Origin of the sequence: Plantibacter sp. lyk4-40-MEA-4 (genome assembly GCF_030209415.1) — a bacterium.
GTDB classification, from domain to species: domain Bacteria; phylum Actinomycetota; class Actinomycetes; order Actinomycetales; family Microbacteriaceae; genus Plantibacter; species Plantibacter flavus_A.
This window is the reverse complement of record NZ_JARVSA010000005.1, coordinates 52,098-68,632: the sequence shown is the minus strand read 5'-3', so window position 1 is coordinate 68,632 and position 16,535 is coordinate 52,098. Positions and strand designations below refer to the sequence as shown.

Genomic DNA, 16,535 nt, shown 5'->3' with positions numbered 1-16,535 from the left:
GAGCGGGGGGGAACATGCACAGGATCGACCGTCCGCGGAGGCGACCGATCGCCGTCGGACGAGGTGTCGTCGCGGCCCTCACCCTCGGACTCCTCCTGATGCCGACGTCGCCGGCCGCTGCAGCGCCGATGGTCGCCACCGAGGTCACCGCAGCCGAGTGCGTCACAACGGTCCCCGGTGGTTCCCGCTGCGGCGTGTTGACGGTGCCTCTGTCACGCACGGTGCCGGACTCGACGGAGGCGACCCTGCCGTACGTGCTCGTCCCGGCCGCCCTCGAGACCGGACGACCGCCGCTCGTCTACCTCGCCGGTGGGTCGGCGCTCTCGTCGCTCGACATCCAGCGGCTCGCGGTCGAGGACGGGCTGGCTGCTGACCGCGACGTGGTGTTCGTCGAACGCCGGGGCGGTCTCGACGCCACACCGTCGCTCGACTGCGCGCCGGCGAACGCAGCCATCCGCGCTTCGCTCGGGGCTGATGGGGACCGTGCAGCCCGCGTCGCCGCGGTCGACGCGGCCTTCGCGTCCTGCACCGCGTCCTGGCACGAGGACGGCGTCGTGCCGAGCGACTTCGGCGTCGCCCCCGCGGCTACGGACCTCCGCGACCTTCGGCAGCAGCTGGGCTACGCGCGATGGACCATCCTGGCCGTGGGCACGTCGGCCGGCGTGGCCCTCGCGGCCCCCGACGTCGATCCGGGTGGTGTCGACGGCGTCGTCCTCGACGGCCCTGACCTGGGTGCACCCGGGATCGTCTCCGCTGGCGGTGTGGCGGCCGCCCTGGCCGTCGTCCGTGCGCGCGGCGTCGAGCCGCAGGGCCCCGTCCCGTCCCCGCCGGCGGCACCACAGGCCGCCGCCGCTGAGGAACCGGAGTCCGCGACCCCGGACACCGCGCCGAGCGAGCCGACAGGTTCCGCCGGGATCCTCGCCACCGCCACCGATGCGCTCGTCGCCGCGCCGCACCGCACCTCCGGCGCGCACGCGATGACCCTCGGTGGCGACGCGCTCCTGGCGATCGCCTCACACGCACTGTCCGAACCCACCGCCCAGGCGGCACTCCCGGTGCTCCTGAGCTCGATCGCGGACGGCGACGGCACGGTGCTGGATCCCGTGGCGAACGATGCGATCGCCCGGCTGGCCGACCCCGGTGTCATCCTCGACCACGTGCTCGGGTGTTCGACGACCGGCTGGCCCGGGGCCGCCGAACGCTCGGACGCGGAGGTCACCACGACGACGCTGCTGGAGGACGTCGCGGCCGCTGCCTGCTCCTCGTTCGCCGTGGGTGCGACGCCGCCACCGGGAGCGGTCGGGACGTCGGTCTTCGTGCTCGGCGCCCCGGAACAGGCAGCCGCTCTCGCCGGCCCCGTCGCCGGCGGCACGGCGGACGCGCTCGTGGCGGTCTTCCCCGGGTCGGGAGCCGTCCCATCGGTGAGCAGTGCGTGCGCACGGGTCGCGATGCGTGCGTGGCTCAGCGATCCGGCGAGCTATCGGGCGGCGCTCTGCGACGCCGACGACGCGGCCGTAGCCGTGGTCGATCGAGCCGATGTCGCGGCGAGCCCGCGATGGGCCCAGCAGACCTCGTCGGACGCCGGGGGCAGGTGGTTGCTGCTGGTGCTGCCCATCCTGTTCGGGCTCGTGGCCATCGGATGGTCCGTGGCGTGGGGCTACCGGTTGATCACCCAGGCGCTTCGACGCCAGCCGGTCCAGGACGGTCTCCTGCTCGGGATCGCGCCGGTGTTCGGAGCGACGTGGGCGATCGGCGGAGCCGTCGTGCTCGTCCGTGCGGCCACCTCGAGTCCGGCGATCGCTCTCGTCGGGGTGCCCGCCGCCTTGCCGTGGCTCTCCATCGCCCTCCTCGTGAGTTGCCTCGGATTGGTGCCCGTGTGGCAAGGGGCCCACCGTGGATCACGGCTGCGGATCGCCGCACTCTCGCTGCTGTGGGCGGCGACGGCCGGCTGGACCGCACTCTTCGTCCTCGCCTGGTGGTGAGCCGTGGATCGCCCACGCCCGGCGCGCGCGGATGAGCGGGAACGGGGACGGAGCCAGTAGCCTAGACACGGGCCGCCGGCCGAAGGAAGAGGGGCAGATGGATAAGCAGCGCGACTTCGTTCTCCGCACGATCGAGGAGCGGGGCGTCAAGTTCGTCCGGCTGTGGTTCACCGATGTCGTCGGGACCCTCAAGTCCGTCGCGATCGCCCCGGCCGAAGTGGAAGGCGCGTTCTCCGAGGGCCTCGGCTTCGACGGATCGGCGATCGAGGGGCTCAGCCGCTCCTACGAGTCGGACCTCCTGGCCCACCCCGATCCGACGACCTTCCAGATCCTGCCGTGGCGCGGCGAGATCGACCCGACGGCGCGCATGTTCTGCGACATCACGACGCCCGACGGCCAGCCCGCCGTCGCCGACCCGCGGAACGTCTTGAAGCGCACCCTGGCGAAGGCCGCCGACATGGGGTTCACGTTCTACACGCACCCCGAGATCGAGTTCTACCTGCTGAAGTCCTCGCAGTACGGCGTCGACGGACCGGAGCCGGTCGACTCGGCGGGTTACTTCGACAACGTGCCCGGCGGCACCGCTCATGACTTCCGTCGACGTTCCGTCCGGATGCTCGAAGACCTCGGGATCTCCGTCGAGTTCAGCCACCACGAGGCGGGCCCCGGCCAGAACGAGATCGACCTGCGATACGCCGACGCCCTGACCACGGCCGACAACATCATGACCTTCCGCACCGTCGTGAAGGAGGTGGCGATCGAGCAGGGCGTCTACGCGACGTTCATGCCGAAGCCGCTCGTCCACCAGCCCGGCAGCGGCATGCACACGCACATGTCGTTGTTCGAGGGTGACTCGAACGCCTTCTACGAGGCGGGTGCGCAGTACCAGCTCTCGAAGACGGGCCGGCAGTTCATCGCCGGACTCCTGACGCACGCCCCGGAGATCACCGCGGTGACGAACCAGTTCGTGAACTCCTACAAGCGACTCTGGGGTGGCGTCGGGCCGAACAAGCTGTCCGAGGCTCCGAGCTTCGTCTGCTGGGGCCACAACAACCGCTCGGCACTCGTGCGCGTGCCGCTCTACAAGCCCAACAAGGGCCAGAGCGCACGGGTCGAGTACCGCGCCATCGACTCCGCCGCCAACCCGTACCTCGCCTTCTCGCTCATGCTCGCCGCTGGGTTGAAGGGCATCGAGGAGGGCTACGAGCTCCCACCGGAGGCCGAGGACAACGTCTGGACGCTCTCCGACACCGAGCGTCGGGCGCTGGGGTACAACGCGCTGCCCGCCAGCCTCGATCGCGCCGTCAGTCTCATGGAGGGTTCCGAACTCGTGGCGGAGACGCTCGGGGAGCAGGTGTTCAACTACGTCCTGCTGAACAAGCGACAGGAATGGCACGAGTACCGGGCCCAGGTGACCCCCTTCGAGTTGGCCAGCAACCTGGAGATGCTCTAGACGAGGGGACCGGTCGGTCGTATGGTCCGCGAGAACATCTCCCTGAGCACGCTCGCCCGACTCGGGTTCACCGGTCTGGGTGAGGCCAGGGACCGGCTGGACGAGCTCGCGGAACTCGTCCGACTCGACCCGGCGTCGCTGTCGCCCTCCTTCGCCGTCGCGGCCGACCCCGACGCCGCGCTGGTCGGTGTGCTGATGATCGGTCGGAAGTCACCCGACGAGCTCTCAGCCCTTCTGGCGGACCAGGCCTCGGCGGAGCGCCTGTTCCGACTGTTCGGTGCCTCGCAGGGGTTCATCGACTTCTTCCTCCGCCACCCCGACCAGCTGTCGGTGTTCGAGTTGCCCGTGACCCGTGTCCCGACGCTGCAGGAGGCGCGCGACGAACTGCTCGCGAGCGTCGGCGCCGAGGACGGCTTCGCCGCGATGGTCGAGGAGCCGGCCTGGGACGCGATCCGCGTGGTCTACCGACGACTGCTCGCCGAGGTCGCCCTCTTCGACCTCTGCGCCCCGGATCCGATCGTCGTGCTCGACCGGGTGGCCAGTGCCCTCTCCGATCTCGCTGCCGGTGCGTTGGAGGCCTCCATCGCCGTCGCACGCACGCAGACGAGCGGCCCGAGGGGTCCCGGCGTGTACCCGCGCGAGGAGGTCGCGGCCACCCGCTTCGCCATCATCGGCATGGGCAAGGCGGGCGCACGGGAGCTGAACTACGTCTCCGACGTCGACGTCATCTTCGTCGGTGAGGGTTCGGGCGACGGCGAGGACGGGCTCGACAACGGGCGTGCCGTTGAGATCGCCACCCGGCTCGCGGTCCTCACCATGCGCGGTCTCGGACAGGCGGGTCTCGAACCGAGTCTGTGGGAGGTCGATCCGAACCTCCGCCCGGAGGGGAAGGCCGGCGCCCTCGTCCGCACGCTCGAGTCTCATCTCGTGTACTACGACCGCTGGGCGAAGAGCTGGGAGTTCCAGGCGCTCCTCAAGGCACGGGCCCTCGCCGGCGATCCCGAGCTCGGCGCCCGCTACATCGATGCGGTGCAGCCGAAGGTGTGGGGGAGTGCGTCCCGCGAGGGCTTCGTCGAGTCGGTCCAGCGCATGCGCGAACGGGTCACCGAACACATCCCCGCGGAGGACGTCCACTACCAACTGAAGCTCGGCCCGGGCGGGCTCCGCGACATCGAGTTCACGGTGCAACTGCTCCAGCTCGTCCACGGACAGCTCGACGACTCCGTGCATCAACGCGACACCCTCGCCGCCCTCGACGGCCTCGCGACCGCCGGGTACATCGGTCGCGCCGAGGCGCAGGAGTTCGCTCACGACTACCGCCTGCTGCGCGTGCTCGAACACCGCCTGCAGCTGACGCGACTGCAGCGCACGCACATGATGCCGCGCGACGAGCCGTCCCTCCGATCCCTGGCCCGCTCGAGCACGCTCGCGACGACCGCACAGGCCCTCGTCACGCGATGGGAGACCACGAAACACGGTGTCCGGCAGCTGCACGAGCGGTTGTTCTACCGGCCGCTGCTCTCGGCGGTCGCGGCCTTGCCCGAGAGCGGTCTGAGTCTGACGAGCGGTCAGGCGGAGGCGCGACTCGCGGCGATCGGCTTCGTCGACCCCCGCGGCGCGCTCGCCCACATCGGGGCGCTCACCGCCGGCGTGTCGCGGCGCGCCAACATCCAGCGGCATCTGCTCCCCGTCATGCTCGGCTGGTTCGCGGACGGCGCCGATCCCGACTACGGATTGCTCGCGTTCCGGCGGCTCAGCGAGTCCCTCGGCGAGTCGCACTGGTTCCTGCGGATGCTCCGCGACTCCTCAGGCGCGGCCGAGCGGCTCACACGGGTCCTCTCGGGGTCCCGGTTCATCGGCGAGCTCATGGACCGCATCCCCGAGTCGGCCGCTTGGCTCGCCGGAGACGAGGACCTCCTGCCGCGATCGTCGACCGCGCTCGGTGAGGAGATCGCCGCCATCCTCAGACGACACGACTCACCGGACACCGCAGCCGCCGCCATCCGAGCGGTACGGCGACGTGAAGTACTCCGGCTGGCGATGTCGTCGACCGTCGGCATGCTGGACGTGCAGGGCCTCGCCGCCGGACTGACGGACGTGTCGACGGCGACGCTCGCAGGGCTCCTCGGCGCCGTCAGACGCATCGGCGGCCTCGGCGCGGACATCGAGTTCGCCATCATCGCCATGGGCCGCTACGGCGGCGCAGAGCTCGGACTCGGTTCGGACCTCGACGTCCTCTACGTGTTCCGGCCGAAGGAGGGGGTCGACACCCAGGATGCACAGCGCCAGGCCGGAGCGATCGCCGCAGAGCTCAAGCGTCTGAGCGAGGACGCCCGGCTCCCGCTCGACCTCGACCTCGACCTCCGTCCCGAGGGGAAGAACGGTCCGCTCGTGCGCTCCCTCGACTCCTACCGGAACTACTACGCGCGCTGGTCCCTCACCTGGGAGGCGCAGGCGCTGCTCCGCGCCGCCGGTGTCGTGGGCGACACCGAGCTCATCGAGGCGTTCACCGAGGTGGCGGACACGGTCCGTTACCCAGCCGCCATCAGCGAGCAGTCCGTCCGCGAGGTCAAGCGGATCAAGGCACGCGTCGAGAACGAGCGGCTGCCGCAGGGCGCCGACCCGACGAGACATCTGAAGCTCGGGCGCGGCTCGCTCAGCGACGTCGAGTGGTTCGTGCAGCTCCTCCAGCTCGAGCACGGTGCGGCGGTGCCATCGTTGCGCACCACCTCGACGCTCCGAGCGCTCGACGCGGCGGTGGAGGCGGATCTCGTCGATCGGGAGTCCGCCGAACGGCTCCGCGAGGCCTGGATCCTCGCCTCGCGGATCCGCTCGGCCATGACGCTGTGGTTGAACAAGACGCAGGACGTGCTGCCGAGCGACCGCCAACAGCTCGAAGGTGTGGCGCGACTCCTGGAGTACCCGACCGGATCGGCGAGCCTCCTGGAACAGGACTACCTCGCGGCCACCCGGCGCGCCCGGACGGTCTTCGAGCACGGCTTCTACGGCAGCTGAGCCGATCGCCTCGACCACACGGAACCGCCCGCCATCCGAGAGGATGGCGGGCGGTTCGCGGTACAGCAGGTGTCGTCAGACGCCGTAGTACAGCTCGAATTCGAACGGGTGCGGGCGCTGGGCCAGCGGCTTGATCTCGTTCTCGCGCTTGTACTGGATCCAGGTCTCGATGAGTTCCGGCGTGAAGACGTTGCCGGCGAGGAGGAACTCGTGGTCCGCCTCGAGTGCCTCGAGCGCCGCGCCGAGCGATGCGGGCACCTGCGGGATGTTCTTGGCCTCCTCGGGGGGAAGCTCGTAGAGGTCCTTGTCGACGGGCTCGTGCGGCTCGATGCGGTTCTTGATGCCATCGAGGCCCGCCATCAGCTGAGCGGCGAACGCGAGGTACGGGTTGCCGGACGCGTCGGGCGCGCGGAACTCGATGCGCTTGGCCTTCGGGTTCGTGCCCGTGATCGGGATACGGATCGACGCCGAGCGGTTACCGGCCGAGTAGACCAGGTTGACGGGAGCCTCGAAGCCGGGGACCAGGCGGTGGTACGAGTTCACCGTCGGGTTCGTGAACGCCAGGACGGCCGGGGCGTGCTTCAGCAGGCCGCCGATGTACCAGCGGGCGAGGTCGGAGAGGCCGCCGTAGCCGTTCTCGTCGTAGAAGAGCGGCTTGCCGTCGCTCCACAGCGACTGGTGCGTGTGCATGCCCGAGCCGTTGTCGCCGAAGAGCGGCTTCGGCATGAAGGTCGCGGTCTTGCCCCACAGCTCGGCGGTGTTCTTCACGATGTACTTGAACTTGAGGATGTCGTCCGCCGCGGCGACCATGGTGTCGAAGCGGTAGTTGATCTCAGCCTGGCCGCCGGTGCCCACCTCGTGGTGCGCACGCTCGAGGATGAGGCCGGCGTCGATCAGCTTGAGGCTGATGTCGTCGCGGAGGTCGGCCTGCTTGTCGACGGGGCTGACGGGGAAGTAGCCACCCTTGTACGGGGTCTTGTTGCCGAGGTTGCCGCCCTCTTCGGCGCGGCCGGTGTTCCAGGCTCCCTCTTCGGAGTCCACCGAGTAGAAGCTCGAGTGCTGGTTCACCTCGTAGCGGACGTCGTCGAAGATGTAGAACTCGGCCTCGGGGGCGAAGAACGCGGTGTCGGCGATGCCGGTCGAGGCGAGGTACTTCTCAGCCTTCTTGGCGACCTGACGGGGGTCCTTGGAGTAGATCTCGCCGTTGCGGGGGTTGTAGATGTCGAACACCATGATGAGCGTGCGCTCGGCACGGAAGGCGTCGATGTAAGCGGTGGAGACATCCGGGATGAGCTGCATGTCCGACTCGTGGATGTTGGCGAAGCCACGGATGGACGAACCATCGAAGAGCTGGCCGACGGTGAAGAACTCCTCGTCGACGGTGCTGGCCGGGATGTTGAAGTGCTGCTGCACGCCGGGAAGGTCCGTGAAGCGGATGTCGAGGAACTTGACATCGGTGTCCTTGATGAACTTGAGCACTTCGGAAGAATCACTGAACATGTGAATGGCTCCAAATGGGGTTGGTACAGGGAGGCTGCACAGCGCAGCCATCTGTGAGACTACGGGGAGGGGGTTACCCCACCATGACACCCATGTTTCGTGGATGTTACGAGAATCCCCGCCCGAATAGAATGGCACAGTGCCCCACACCCCGCAGAATCCACGGACCTTCGGAGAGCTTCCTCCCAGCGCCTTCCCCGGTGAACGCCTGGGACTCCCGGAGAGCGGCGTCCGATCGGTCGCGCGGGTCGGTCGGCGGATCACCGCGCTCGTCATCGACTGGGCCGTGGCGGTCGTCCTCTCGGTCGCGTTCTTCGCCTACGACGCCACCGCGACACTCGTGATCTTCGCCATCATGCAGTTCGTGTTCATCCCGACCATCGGCGGCAGTCTCGGTCACCGGCTGTGCGGCATGCGTCTCATGCCGTTGACCGGCGGTTGGGTCGGACTCTGGCGGCCGGCCGTGCGAACCGTGCTCCTCTGCGTGGTCGTTCCAGCGCTCGTCTGGGATTCGGACCAGCGTGGCTTCCACGACAAGGTCGCCGGCACGGTGCTCCTGCGGGTGCGCTGAACGCAGCCGGAGCCGCGAACGGCCGCCCTCCGTCAGGAGGGCGGCCGTCGTTCCGACACCGCGAAGTGTTCCGAGCGGTTCCGGTGGGTCAGCGCGCGCGCTGCGGGCGGACCCGCATCGGGTCGACACCCTTCGGGATGGGGAGCTGCGTACCGAACGAGGACAGACGGTTGCTGACCGCGAGCACCTCGGGGTTGGTCAAGGACTTCTTGACCTTCCGGAGGGCGCCGGAGAGCTGGCGGAGCTGCACCGAGTCGGCGTCGGGCCCGACGTGGAACACCGTGATCGGCACGTTCGGGAGGATGCGGGTGACCTTGCGCTTCTCGTCCTCGAGCAGGCGTGAGGTCCGCGATCGGGGTCCTTCGGCGATCAGCGCGACGCCACCGCGGCCGACGGCCCGGTAGATCGCGTCCTGGGTCTTCGGGTTCACGGCGACGGGCATCTCGCTGGTCTGCCACGAGCGCGGAGCAGCGCGGAGCACCTGGCCCACCGCGCCCGGCCGACCCTCGATCTGCGTGTAGACGACCTTGTCCGCGCGCCGGGTGAGGATGAACAGGGCCGCGAGGATACCGGCGAGCACACCCGCGATGATCCACATGACGAGCGCGAAGATGTTGCCCGCCGAGAACAGCAGTGCGACCGCGACACCGATGAGCACCGGCAGGATGAAGCCGCCGAGCATCAACCACTGCGCCGCCTTGTCGTGGCGACGGGTGAGCTGGAACACCTGCCAGAGCTGCTTGATCCGCCCTGGTTCCTTCTGCGCCGCCGGGGGCGCGTCCTTCTGAGCCATGCTCCCAGGATAGCCGGTGACGGAGGGTCCTGATGCTGCGTTCTGCTCCACAGGCCGGTGACGCGGGGGCCTTGTCCACAGCCACGTGCGCCGACGCTGTCAGACGGGACTCCGCGTCGGAGGATCGAGCTATGGAAACACTGCCAGACCCGTCCGCCTCCACGACCCGAGTGGCCGGCCGTCGTCTCGTCCGGTGCCTGGGTGAGCGCCGGGAGTGGACGGCCTACTCGACGGTGCTCGCCCACGCCGGCTCCGCGCCCGGAGGGCGTACCGACCAGGCCTCCCCGGCGGGCGACGCCGTGCTGCTCCGAGCGAGGGCCGACGCCGCCGAACGCGACCTCTGGCGTCGCGCGGCCATCCTGTCCCGACTCGACCACCCGCACATCGTGAGACTCGTCGACGTCGCCGAGGATCCCACCGGCCTCCCGTGCCTGCTGGTCGAGCGGCTCGCCGGCGGCACGTTGGGAGAACTGCTGCGCCGCCGGGAGTCGATCGCTCCCGGTGAGGCCGTCACGATCCTGGCACCGCTGGTCGACGCCATCCGCGCGGCGCACCTCTCCGGGATCAGTCACGGGTCGATCAGCGCTTCGGCCGTGCGCTTCGCCGACGATGGCCGACCGGTCCTCTCCGGGTGGTCGAGCGCAGCTCCCGTGGACCAACAGAGCATCGATGGTGGGCTCGGACGCACCGCACCGGCGTTCGCCGCCGATTGGACGGCGTTCGCAGGGCTCATGGACGGTGTCCTGCAGGCGACCGACCCCGATGAAACCCCCACGACCGTGGCCTGGGCCGACGTCGTGCCTGAACTCGCCGACCACGAGATCGCCAATCGACTGCAACAGCGGATCCACGCCCTGGCACGACCGCTCCCGGTCCTGCTCGACCGGGTCGACCCGTCGTCCGCATCGCCTGCCGATGTCATCCGTGCTTCCGCCGATCGCGCGCAGCGGACCGCTCCGCTCCCGCCGACCCGACGAGCCGCGGTTGAATCGAGGCGTCTGTCGCGGCATCCTGTGTCGCGGCTGCGCCGTCGTCTGGCTTGGCGACCCGGGCGAGGTACCCGGGCCGCGGCCACTGCCGGCTCGACGCCGTCCGTCGACACCGGCCCGAGACGTCGTCGACTCATGATCGGAGCGGCGGGCGCGGCGGTGGCGCTGGTGTCGGCGGCGATGGTGTTCCTGCCGTCCGAAGACCCGAGCACCGCGATCGCACCGACGCCGGCCGGTTCGGCCGGCCCGGCGTCCGCGGCGGTCACGACGGTCGCGCCACCGGTGGAGACACCGACGTCGGCGGCGGACGAAGCCGACGCCGTCGACGTGGTCACCGGTGACGATCCGGCGGACGCGGCCCGCGAGCTCGTCCGTCGACGTGATGAGTGCCGCACGACGGGGGAGGAGGGGTGCGTCTGGGACTCCGTCGAACGCGGGTCCCCGTTCGACGACGACGAGCACCTCGGTGTCGGGATCGGCTCGATCGATGCGGCGAGTCTGGACCTCGTCGACCGTCAGGGCGACGCGGCGGTCCTTCGCGGCACGGCCGAGCCGTCTGAGACGGACGACGCCGCCGCAGGACGACGACAGCCCGTCACGCTCCTCGTGGTGAGGGGCGAGACGGGCTGGCGTCTGCGAGAGGTGTTCACCGCCGGGTGAGGCGGTGGACACGGTGCGGTCGGTTCGGGATCAGATCCCGAGCGAGCCGCGGAAGTCGCCTGCTTCGAGGCGGTTCTTCACCTGGACGAGGAAGCGTGCAGCGTCCGCGCCGTCGATGATGCGGTGGTCGTAGCTCAGCGCGAGGTAGACCGTCGAACGGATAGCGATCGCGTCTGCACCGTCGACCGTCACGACGACCGGCTTCTTCGTGACGATGCCCGTACCGAGGATCGCCGACTGCGGCAGGAACACGATCGGGGTGTCGAACAGGGCGCCGCGCGAACCGGTGTTGGTCAGCGTGAACGTGCCGCCCGACAGCTCATCGGGCTGCAGCTTGTTGTCGCGGGTGCGCTGCGCGAGATCGGCGATCTCGGCGCCGAGCTCGGCGATCGATTTGGAGCCCGAGTTGCGGATGACCGGCGTCAGCAGGCCACGCTCGGTGTCCACGGCGATCGCGAGGTTCTCCGTCTCCGGGTACACGATCTGGTCGCCGTCGACGGTGGCGTTGATGATCGGGTACGTCTGGAGCGCCTCGCTGGCGGCAAGGGCGAAGAACGGCAGGAACGACAGCTTGTTGCCGGTCTTGGCGAGGAACTCGTCCTTGACGGCCGTGCGGAGTGCCGCGACCTTCGTGACGTCGACCTCGACGACGCTCGTCAGCTGGGCGGTGCCCTGCATCGAAGCGACGGCGCGCTCGGCGACGACCTTGCGCAGACGCGACATGGCCTTGCTCGTGCCACGCAGCTCGGAGACCTGGACGGTGGGAGCAGCGGGCGACTCCGTGGCGCCACCGGCGCTCTGAGCCTGCAGGACGTCTTCCTTGCGGATACGTCCGCCGACACCGGTGCCGGTGACCGTGCTGAGGTCGACCCCGTGCTGGTTGGCGAGACGACGCACCAGCGGCGTGACGTAACCGGAGTTGACGACCCCGCCGGCGGCGGGCGTCGAAGCGGCGGCAGGCGCCGGAGCAGCGGCAGCGGGAGCAGCAGGTGCCGGAGCAGCAGCAGGCGCGGCGGCGGGAGCCGGAGCAGCAGCAGGCGCAGCGGCGGGAGCCGGAGCGGCGGCAGGAGCCGGTGCAGCGGCGGGAGCCGGAGCAGCAGCAGGCGCAGCGGCGGGAGCCGGAGCAGCAGCAGGAGCCGGCGCGGCAGCAGGTGCCGGCTCGGGCTCGGCAGCGGGAGCGGGCTCGGCCGGAGCGGGCTCGGCAGCAGCCGGTTCCGCGGCGGGCGCGGGCTCCTCGGCCGCAGCCGCACCCGAACCATCACCGATGGTCACGAGAGCGGTGCCTACCTCGACGGTCTCGTCCTCCTGGACGAGGATCGCTTCGATGACACCCGCGACGGGCGAAGGGATCTCGGTGTCGACCTTGTCGGTCGACACTTCGAGCAGTGGCTCGTCGACCTCCACGGTGTCGCCGACATTCTTCAGCCAGCGGGTGACCGTACCCTCGGTGACACTCTCGCCGAGTGCCGGGAGGCTGACGGATTCGCTCATGACCTTGTCTCCTTTGAAACCTGTTGTGTGTTCACTAGCTTATTGGGGTGTTCGGAACGCGTCACAGCGCGTGCAGGGGCTTGCCTGCGAGCGCGAGGAATGCTTCGCCGAGCGCCTCGTTCTGCGTGGGGTGCGCGTGGATCAGCGGCGCGATGTCCTCGGGGTAGGCCTCCCAGTTGACGGCGAGCTGGCCTTCGGCGATGAGCTCACCGACGCGGGCGCCGATCATGTGCACACCGATGACGGGGCCGTCGTTGACGCGGATGACCTTGACGTTGCCGCTCGTGCCGATTATCTCGCTCTTGCCGTTGCCGGCGAGGTTGAAGTCGTAGCTCGTGATGTTGTCGGCGCCGTACTGCTCGGCCGCCTTGGCCTCGCTGAGACCGACGGACGCGATCTCGGGGTCGCTGTACGTGACCTTCGGGATGTTGACGTCCTCGATGATGACGGGCTTGAGACCGGCGATCTCCTCGGCCACGAAGATGCCCTGCTGGAAGCCGCGGTGCGCGAGCTGCAGGCCGGGGACGATGTCGCCCACGGCGTAGAGGCCGGGGATGTTCGTCTCGAGACGGTCGTTCGTGATGACGAAGCCGCGGTCGATGGTGACACCGACCTCCTCGAAGCCGAGTCCGGCCGTCGACGGGCCACGGCCGACGGCGACGAGCAGCAGCTCGGCGTCGATCGTCTTGCCGTCCTCCAGCGTGATGTGCACGCCCGAGTCGTCCTGGGTGACGCCCTGGAACCGCACGCCGAGCGAGTACTCGATGCCGCGCTTGCGGAACGCGCGCTCGAGGGCCTTGCTGATCGACTCGTCCTCGTTGGGGACGAGGTGGGGGAGCGCCTCGATGATCGTGACCTCGGTCCCGAACGACTTCCAGACGCTCGCGAACTCGACGCCGATCACGCCGCCGCCGAGGACGGCGACCTTCTTCGGCACGAAGTCGAGCTGCAGCGCCTGCTCGCTCGTGATGACGCGGCCACCGATCTCGAGACCGGGGAGCGAGCGGCTGTAGGAGCCCGTCGCGAGGATCACGTTCTTGCCGGTGATGAGGTCGTCGCCGACCTGCACGCTCGTCGGGGAGACCAGACGGCCCTCACCCTCGATGGTGGTGATGCCGCGGGCCTTGACGAGGCCCTGGAGTCCCTTGTACTTCTTCGCGACGATGCCCTCGCGGTACTTCGTGACGCCCTCGATGTCGATGCCTTCGAAGGTGGACTTGACGCCGTACTTCTCCGACTCGCGCGATGCGTCCGCGACCTCGGCGGAGTGCAGCAGCGCCTTCGTCGGGATGCAACCGCGGTGGAGGCAGGTGCCGCCGACCTTGTCCTTCTCGATCATGCCGACGGTGAGGCCGAGCTGCGAAGCGCGCAACGCCGCAGCGTATCCGCCGCTTCCGCCTCCCAGGACTACCAGGTCAAAATTCTGCTCGGACACTCCGTTGCTCCTTGTGTGTGCTTCGTGGTCGATCGGAAACCGTCGTGGTGTGTTCGGCGGCGTCGAGGCGGGTCGAACCGCCCCCACCGACCTTACTACGGGTGGCTAATCTCCTCGGCCATTGCGAGGAGGGTGCGGACCGCGACGCCGGTCGGGCCCTTGGCGGTGAAGCCGTAGGGGGCGTCGCCGTTCATCGCGCTCCCGGCGATGTCCAGGTGGGCCCACGGGATTCGGGTGGTGCCGCCCTCCTCGTCGGTGCGGTCCGCGATGAACTCCTGGAGGAACGTGCCTGCGACGAGCATGCCGCCCGCGGTGTTGCCGGGCTTCGCGTTGGCGAGGTCGGCGACGTCGGAGTCGAGGACCTTGCGCAGCTCCGCGGGGAACGGCATCGGCCAGAACAGTTCGTCCGCACCGGAACCGGTCGCGATGAGGTCGGTGACGAAGGAAGCGTCACCCATGACGCCCGTGTAGCGGTTGCCGAGCGCGACCACCGCCGCTCCCGTGAGGGTCGCCACGTCGATGATGGCGTCCGGGCCCTCCTCGCCTGCGGCGACGAGTCCGTCGGCGAGGACCAGCCGGCCCTCGGCGTCGGTGTTGGTGACCTCGACCGTGCGTCCACCCCGGATGGTGAGGACGTCGTTCGGCCGGATCGCCGTGCCCGACGGGAGGTTCTCGGCGAGGCAGAGCCACGCGGTCAGCCGGGTGGGCACTCCGAGACGCGCGGCCGCGGCCAGGACGGCGAGCACGGTCGCCGCGCCGGTCATGTCGTACTTCATGCCGACCATCGAGACCGGCGGCTTCAGCGAGAGGCCGCCGCTGTCGAAGGTGATGCCCTTCCCGACGAGGGCCAGGTGGCTCCGGGCCGCCTCAGGGTGGTAGCTCAGCTTGACGAGTCGCGGAGGCCGGGAGGAACCCTGTCCGACGCCGAGGATGCCGCCGAAGCCGTCCTCGGCCAAGCGGGTCTCGTCCCATTCCTCGACCTCGACGTCGAGGCCGTCGACCGCTGCTCGGGCCGCGTCGGCGAAGGTCGCCGGGTAGAGCTCGTTCGGCGGCGTGTTGACCAGGTCCTTCACGAGCGCGATGGCCTCGGCGACCGCGGTGGCGTGCTCCGCGAGCCCGGCATCCGGTGCGTCCACGGTCGACGGGACGACGACGGAGATCCACCCGAGCGGTGTCGGTGCCGGGGCGGATCCGACACCGCGCGACGCGGTGTAGCGGTAGGCGCCGATGGCCGCCCCCTCGAGCACGGCTTCGGCGGCGGCGGCCGTCTCCTCCGTCAACGCGAACGCGATCGAGGCCTGGCCGTCGATCGTCCGGGTCACCGCACCCGCGGCTCGTCGGAAGGCCGCGTCGTCCGCATCCGGACCGAGGCCGACCAGCACGAGACCGGAGGCCGCGCCGAACCGGTCCGGGAGGCGTCGCACCTGGTCTTCGGACCCCGTGACACCGGAGGCGCGCAGCTCGTCCGCGAGCGGCGCGTAGACGTCGGGCGCCAGGAGCTCCGGGCCGTCGTCGCCCTTCCTCACCGCGAGGACGAGCAGTTCGGCCTCGACTCCCTCGACGTCGGCGGACAACACGGAGAGCACAGGGATCGTCATGCCTCCATCGTAGGCACGTGCCGTTCCGGTCCGATGCGGGGCCGCCGGTGTTCGCTCTCGGCGGTACCGCCGACGCCCGGAGGGGAAAGGCGCTGCGACACCCCCGTTTAGAGTTGAAGCATGCCTACGCCTGACGACCTCTACGAGGTGCACCCGGAGATCGACATCCCCGCCGGCCTCCACCTCGTCGCGGGGCTCACCGGGTTCTCCGACGCCGGCGGCGCGGTCGGGCAGTTGAACGCCTACCTCGACGACGTCCTCGACACGACGGTCATCGCCGAGTTCGACGCCGACGTCCTGCTCGACTACCGGGCCCGCCGGCCGATCATCTCGTTCGACCAGGACCACCTGACGGAGTACCGGCCACCCCGTCTGACCCTGTCGCTCGCCCACGACGAGCTCGGGTCGCCGTTCCTGCTGCTCACCGGTTTCGAGCCCGACTTCCTCTGGGACCGCTTCGTCGCGGCCGTGCTCGAGCTCGTCGACCGCTTCCGGGTCAGCGACACCACGTGGGTGCACGCCATCCCGATGCCGGTCCCGCACACCAGGCCGATCGGCGTCACCGTCAGCGGCAACCGGTTCGACCTCATCGAGTCGCTCTCGGTCTGGCGCCCCCGCACCCAGGTGCCGTCCAACGTGCTCCACCTCCTCGAGTACCGCCTCTACGAGCGCGGCGACAGCATCGCGGCCTTCGTGCTCCTCATTCCGCATTACCTCGCCGACACGGAGTTCCCGGCCGCGGCGATCACGGCGATCGAGAGCCTCAGCGCGGCGACCGGGCTCATCTTCCCCACGGACCGCCTCCGCGAGGACAGCCGCGACTTCCTCGCCAAGATCGACGAGCAGGTCGGGACCAACCACGAGCTCGGCCAACTGGTCACGACGCTGGAGGAGCGGTACGACGCCTACATGGCCGACAACTCGCCGAAATCACCGCTCACCGACATCGACGGGGCGCTCCCGACGGCCGACGAGATCGCCGCGGAGCTCGAGAAGTTCCTCGCGAGCCGGCGCCACGGCGACGAGGACCGCTCGACCACCTAAGCTG

The 16,535-nt window shown here is 69.7% G+C and carries 11 protein-coding genes; 6 read left to right on the top strand and 5 right to left on the bottom strand.

All coding sequences use genetic code 11. From position 1 onward, the window contains the following. The first annotated feature begins 14 nt into the window (after positions 1-14). From QRN44_RS10275 to QRN44_RS10265, 3 genes are all read left to right on the top strand, one after another. Positions 15-1,982 (top strand): hypothetical protein, encoded by a 1,968-nt coding sequence (locus QRN44_RS10275; RefSeq protein WP_285039073.1) that lies wholly within the window; start codon positions 15-17, stop codon positions 1,980-1,982. 97 nt (positions 1,983-2,079) lie between these two features. Then, complete coding sequence (locus tag QRN44_RS10270; protein WP_079705870.1) at positions 2,080-3,435, top strand: glutamine synthetase family protein; 1,356 nt, start codon at positions 2,080-2,082, stop codon at positions 3,433-3,435. Positions 3,436-3,456: 21 nt separating this feature from the next. Further along, positions 3,457-6,450 carry a bifunctional [glutamine synthetase] adenylyltransferase/[glutamine synthetase]-adenylyl-L-tyrosine phosphorylase gene (locus tag QRN44_RS10265; RefSeq protein WP_285039072.1) on the top strand — a complete coding sequence of 998 codons (2,994 nt, stop codon included), beginning with the start codon at positions 3,457-3,459 and terminating at the stop codon, positions 6,448-6,450. Between the two features lie 75 nt (positions 6,451-6,525). Here the strand turns inward: QRN44_RS10265 and glnA are convergent, their stop codons facing one another. Next, positions 6,526-7,950, bottom strand: coding sequence for a type I glutamate--ammonia ligase (gene glnA / locus QRN44_RS10260; RefSeq protein ID WP_056005986.1), 1,425 nt, complete (start codon positions 7,948-7,950; stop codon positions 6,526-6,528). Positions 7,951-8,089: 139 nt separating this feature from the next. On the opposite strand from glnA, the gene QRN44_RS10255 reads away from it, so the two are divergent. Beyond that, on the top strand, positions 8,090-8,521 hold the full coding sequence (locus QRN44_RS10255; RefSeq protein ID WP_064293768.1) for an RDD family protein: 432 nt from the start codon (positions 8,090-8,092) through the stop codon (positions 8,519-8,521). Positions 8,522-8,609: 88 nt separating this feature from the next. Here QRN44_RS10255 and QRN44_RS10250 read toward each other — a convergent pair whose 3' ends face one another. Beyond that, a complete protein-coding gene (locus QRN44_RS10250) occupies positions 8,610-9,314 on the bottom strand; it encodes a DUF4191 domain-containing protein (protein ID WP_071260054.1) in 705 nt (234 codons plus the stop codon). A gap of 131 nt (positions 9,315-9,445) precedes the next feature. Between QRN44_RS10250 and QRN44_RS10245 the strand changes: the two genes are divergently transcribed. Next, positions 9,446-10,963 (top strand): protein kinase domain-containing protein, encoded by a 1,518-nt coding sequence (locus QRN44_RS10245; protein ID WP_285039071.1) that lies wholly within the window; start codon positions 9,446-9,448, stop codon positions 10,961-10,963. Between the two features lie 30 nt (positions 10,964-10,993). Here QRN44_RS10245 and QRN44_RS10240 read toward each other — a convergent pair whose 3' ends face one another. The 3 genes from QRN44_RS10240 to QRN44_RS10230 form a co-directional block, all read right to left on the bottom strand. Then, positions 10,994-12,454, bottom strand: coding sequence for a 2-oxo acid dehydrogenase subunit E2 (locus tag QRN44_RS10240; protein WP_285039070.1), 1,461 nt, complete (start codon positions 12,452-12,454; stop codon positions 10,994-10,996). 61 nt (positions 12,455-12,515) lie between these two features. Continuing rightward, the gene (lpdA, locus tag QRN44_RS10235) at positions 12,516-13,889 is read right to left on the bottom strand and encodes a dihydrolipoyl dehydrogenase (protein ID WP_064293772.1); all 1,374 of its coding nucleotides are present in this window, start codon (positions 13,887-13,889) and stop codon (positions 12,516-12,518) included. Between the two features lie 95 nt (positions 13,890-13,984). Then, positions 13,985-15,487 carry a leucyl aminopeptidase gene (locus QRN44_RS10230; RefSeq protein WP_285039069.1) on the bottom strand — a complete coding sequence of 501 codons (1,503 nt, stop codon included), beginning with the start codon at positions 15,485-15,487 and terminating at the stop codon, positions 13,985-13,987. 120 nt (positions 15,488-15,607) lie between these two features. Between QRN44_RS10230 and QRN44_RS10225 the strand changes: the two genes are divergently transcribed. Then, positions 15,608-16,531, top strand: a complete 924-nt coding sequence (locus tag QRN44_RS10225) for a proteasome assembly chaperone family protein (protein ID WP_064293774.1) — start codon at positions 15,608-15,610, stop codon at positions 16,529-16,531. Positions 16,532-16,535 lie beyond the last annotated feature (4 nt).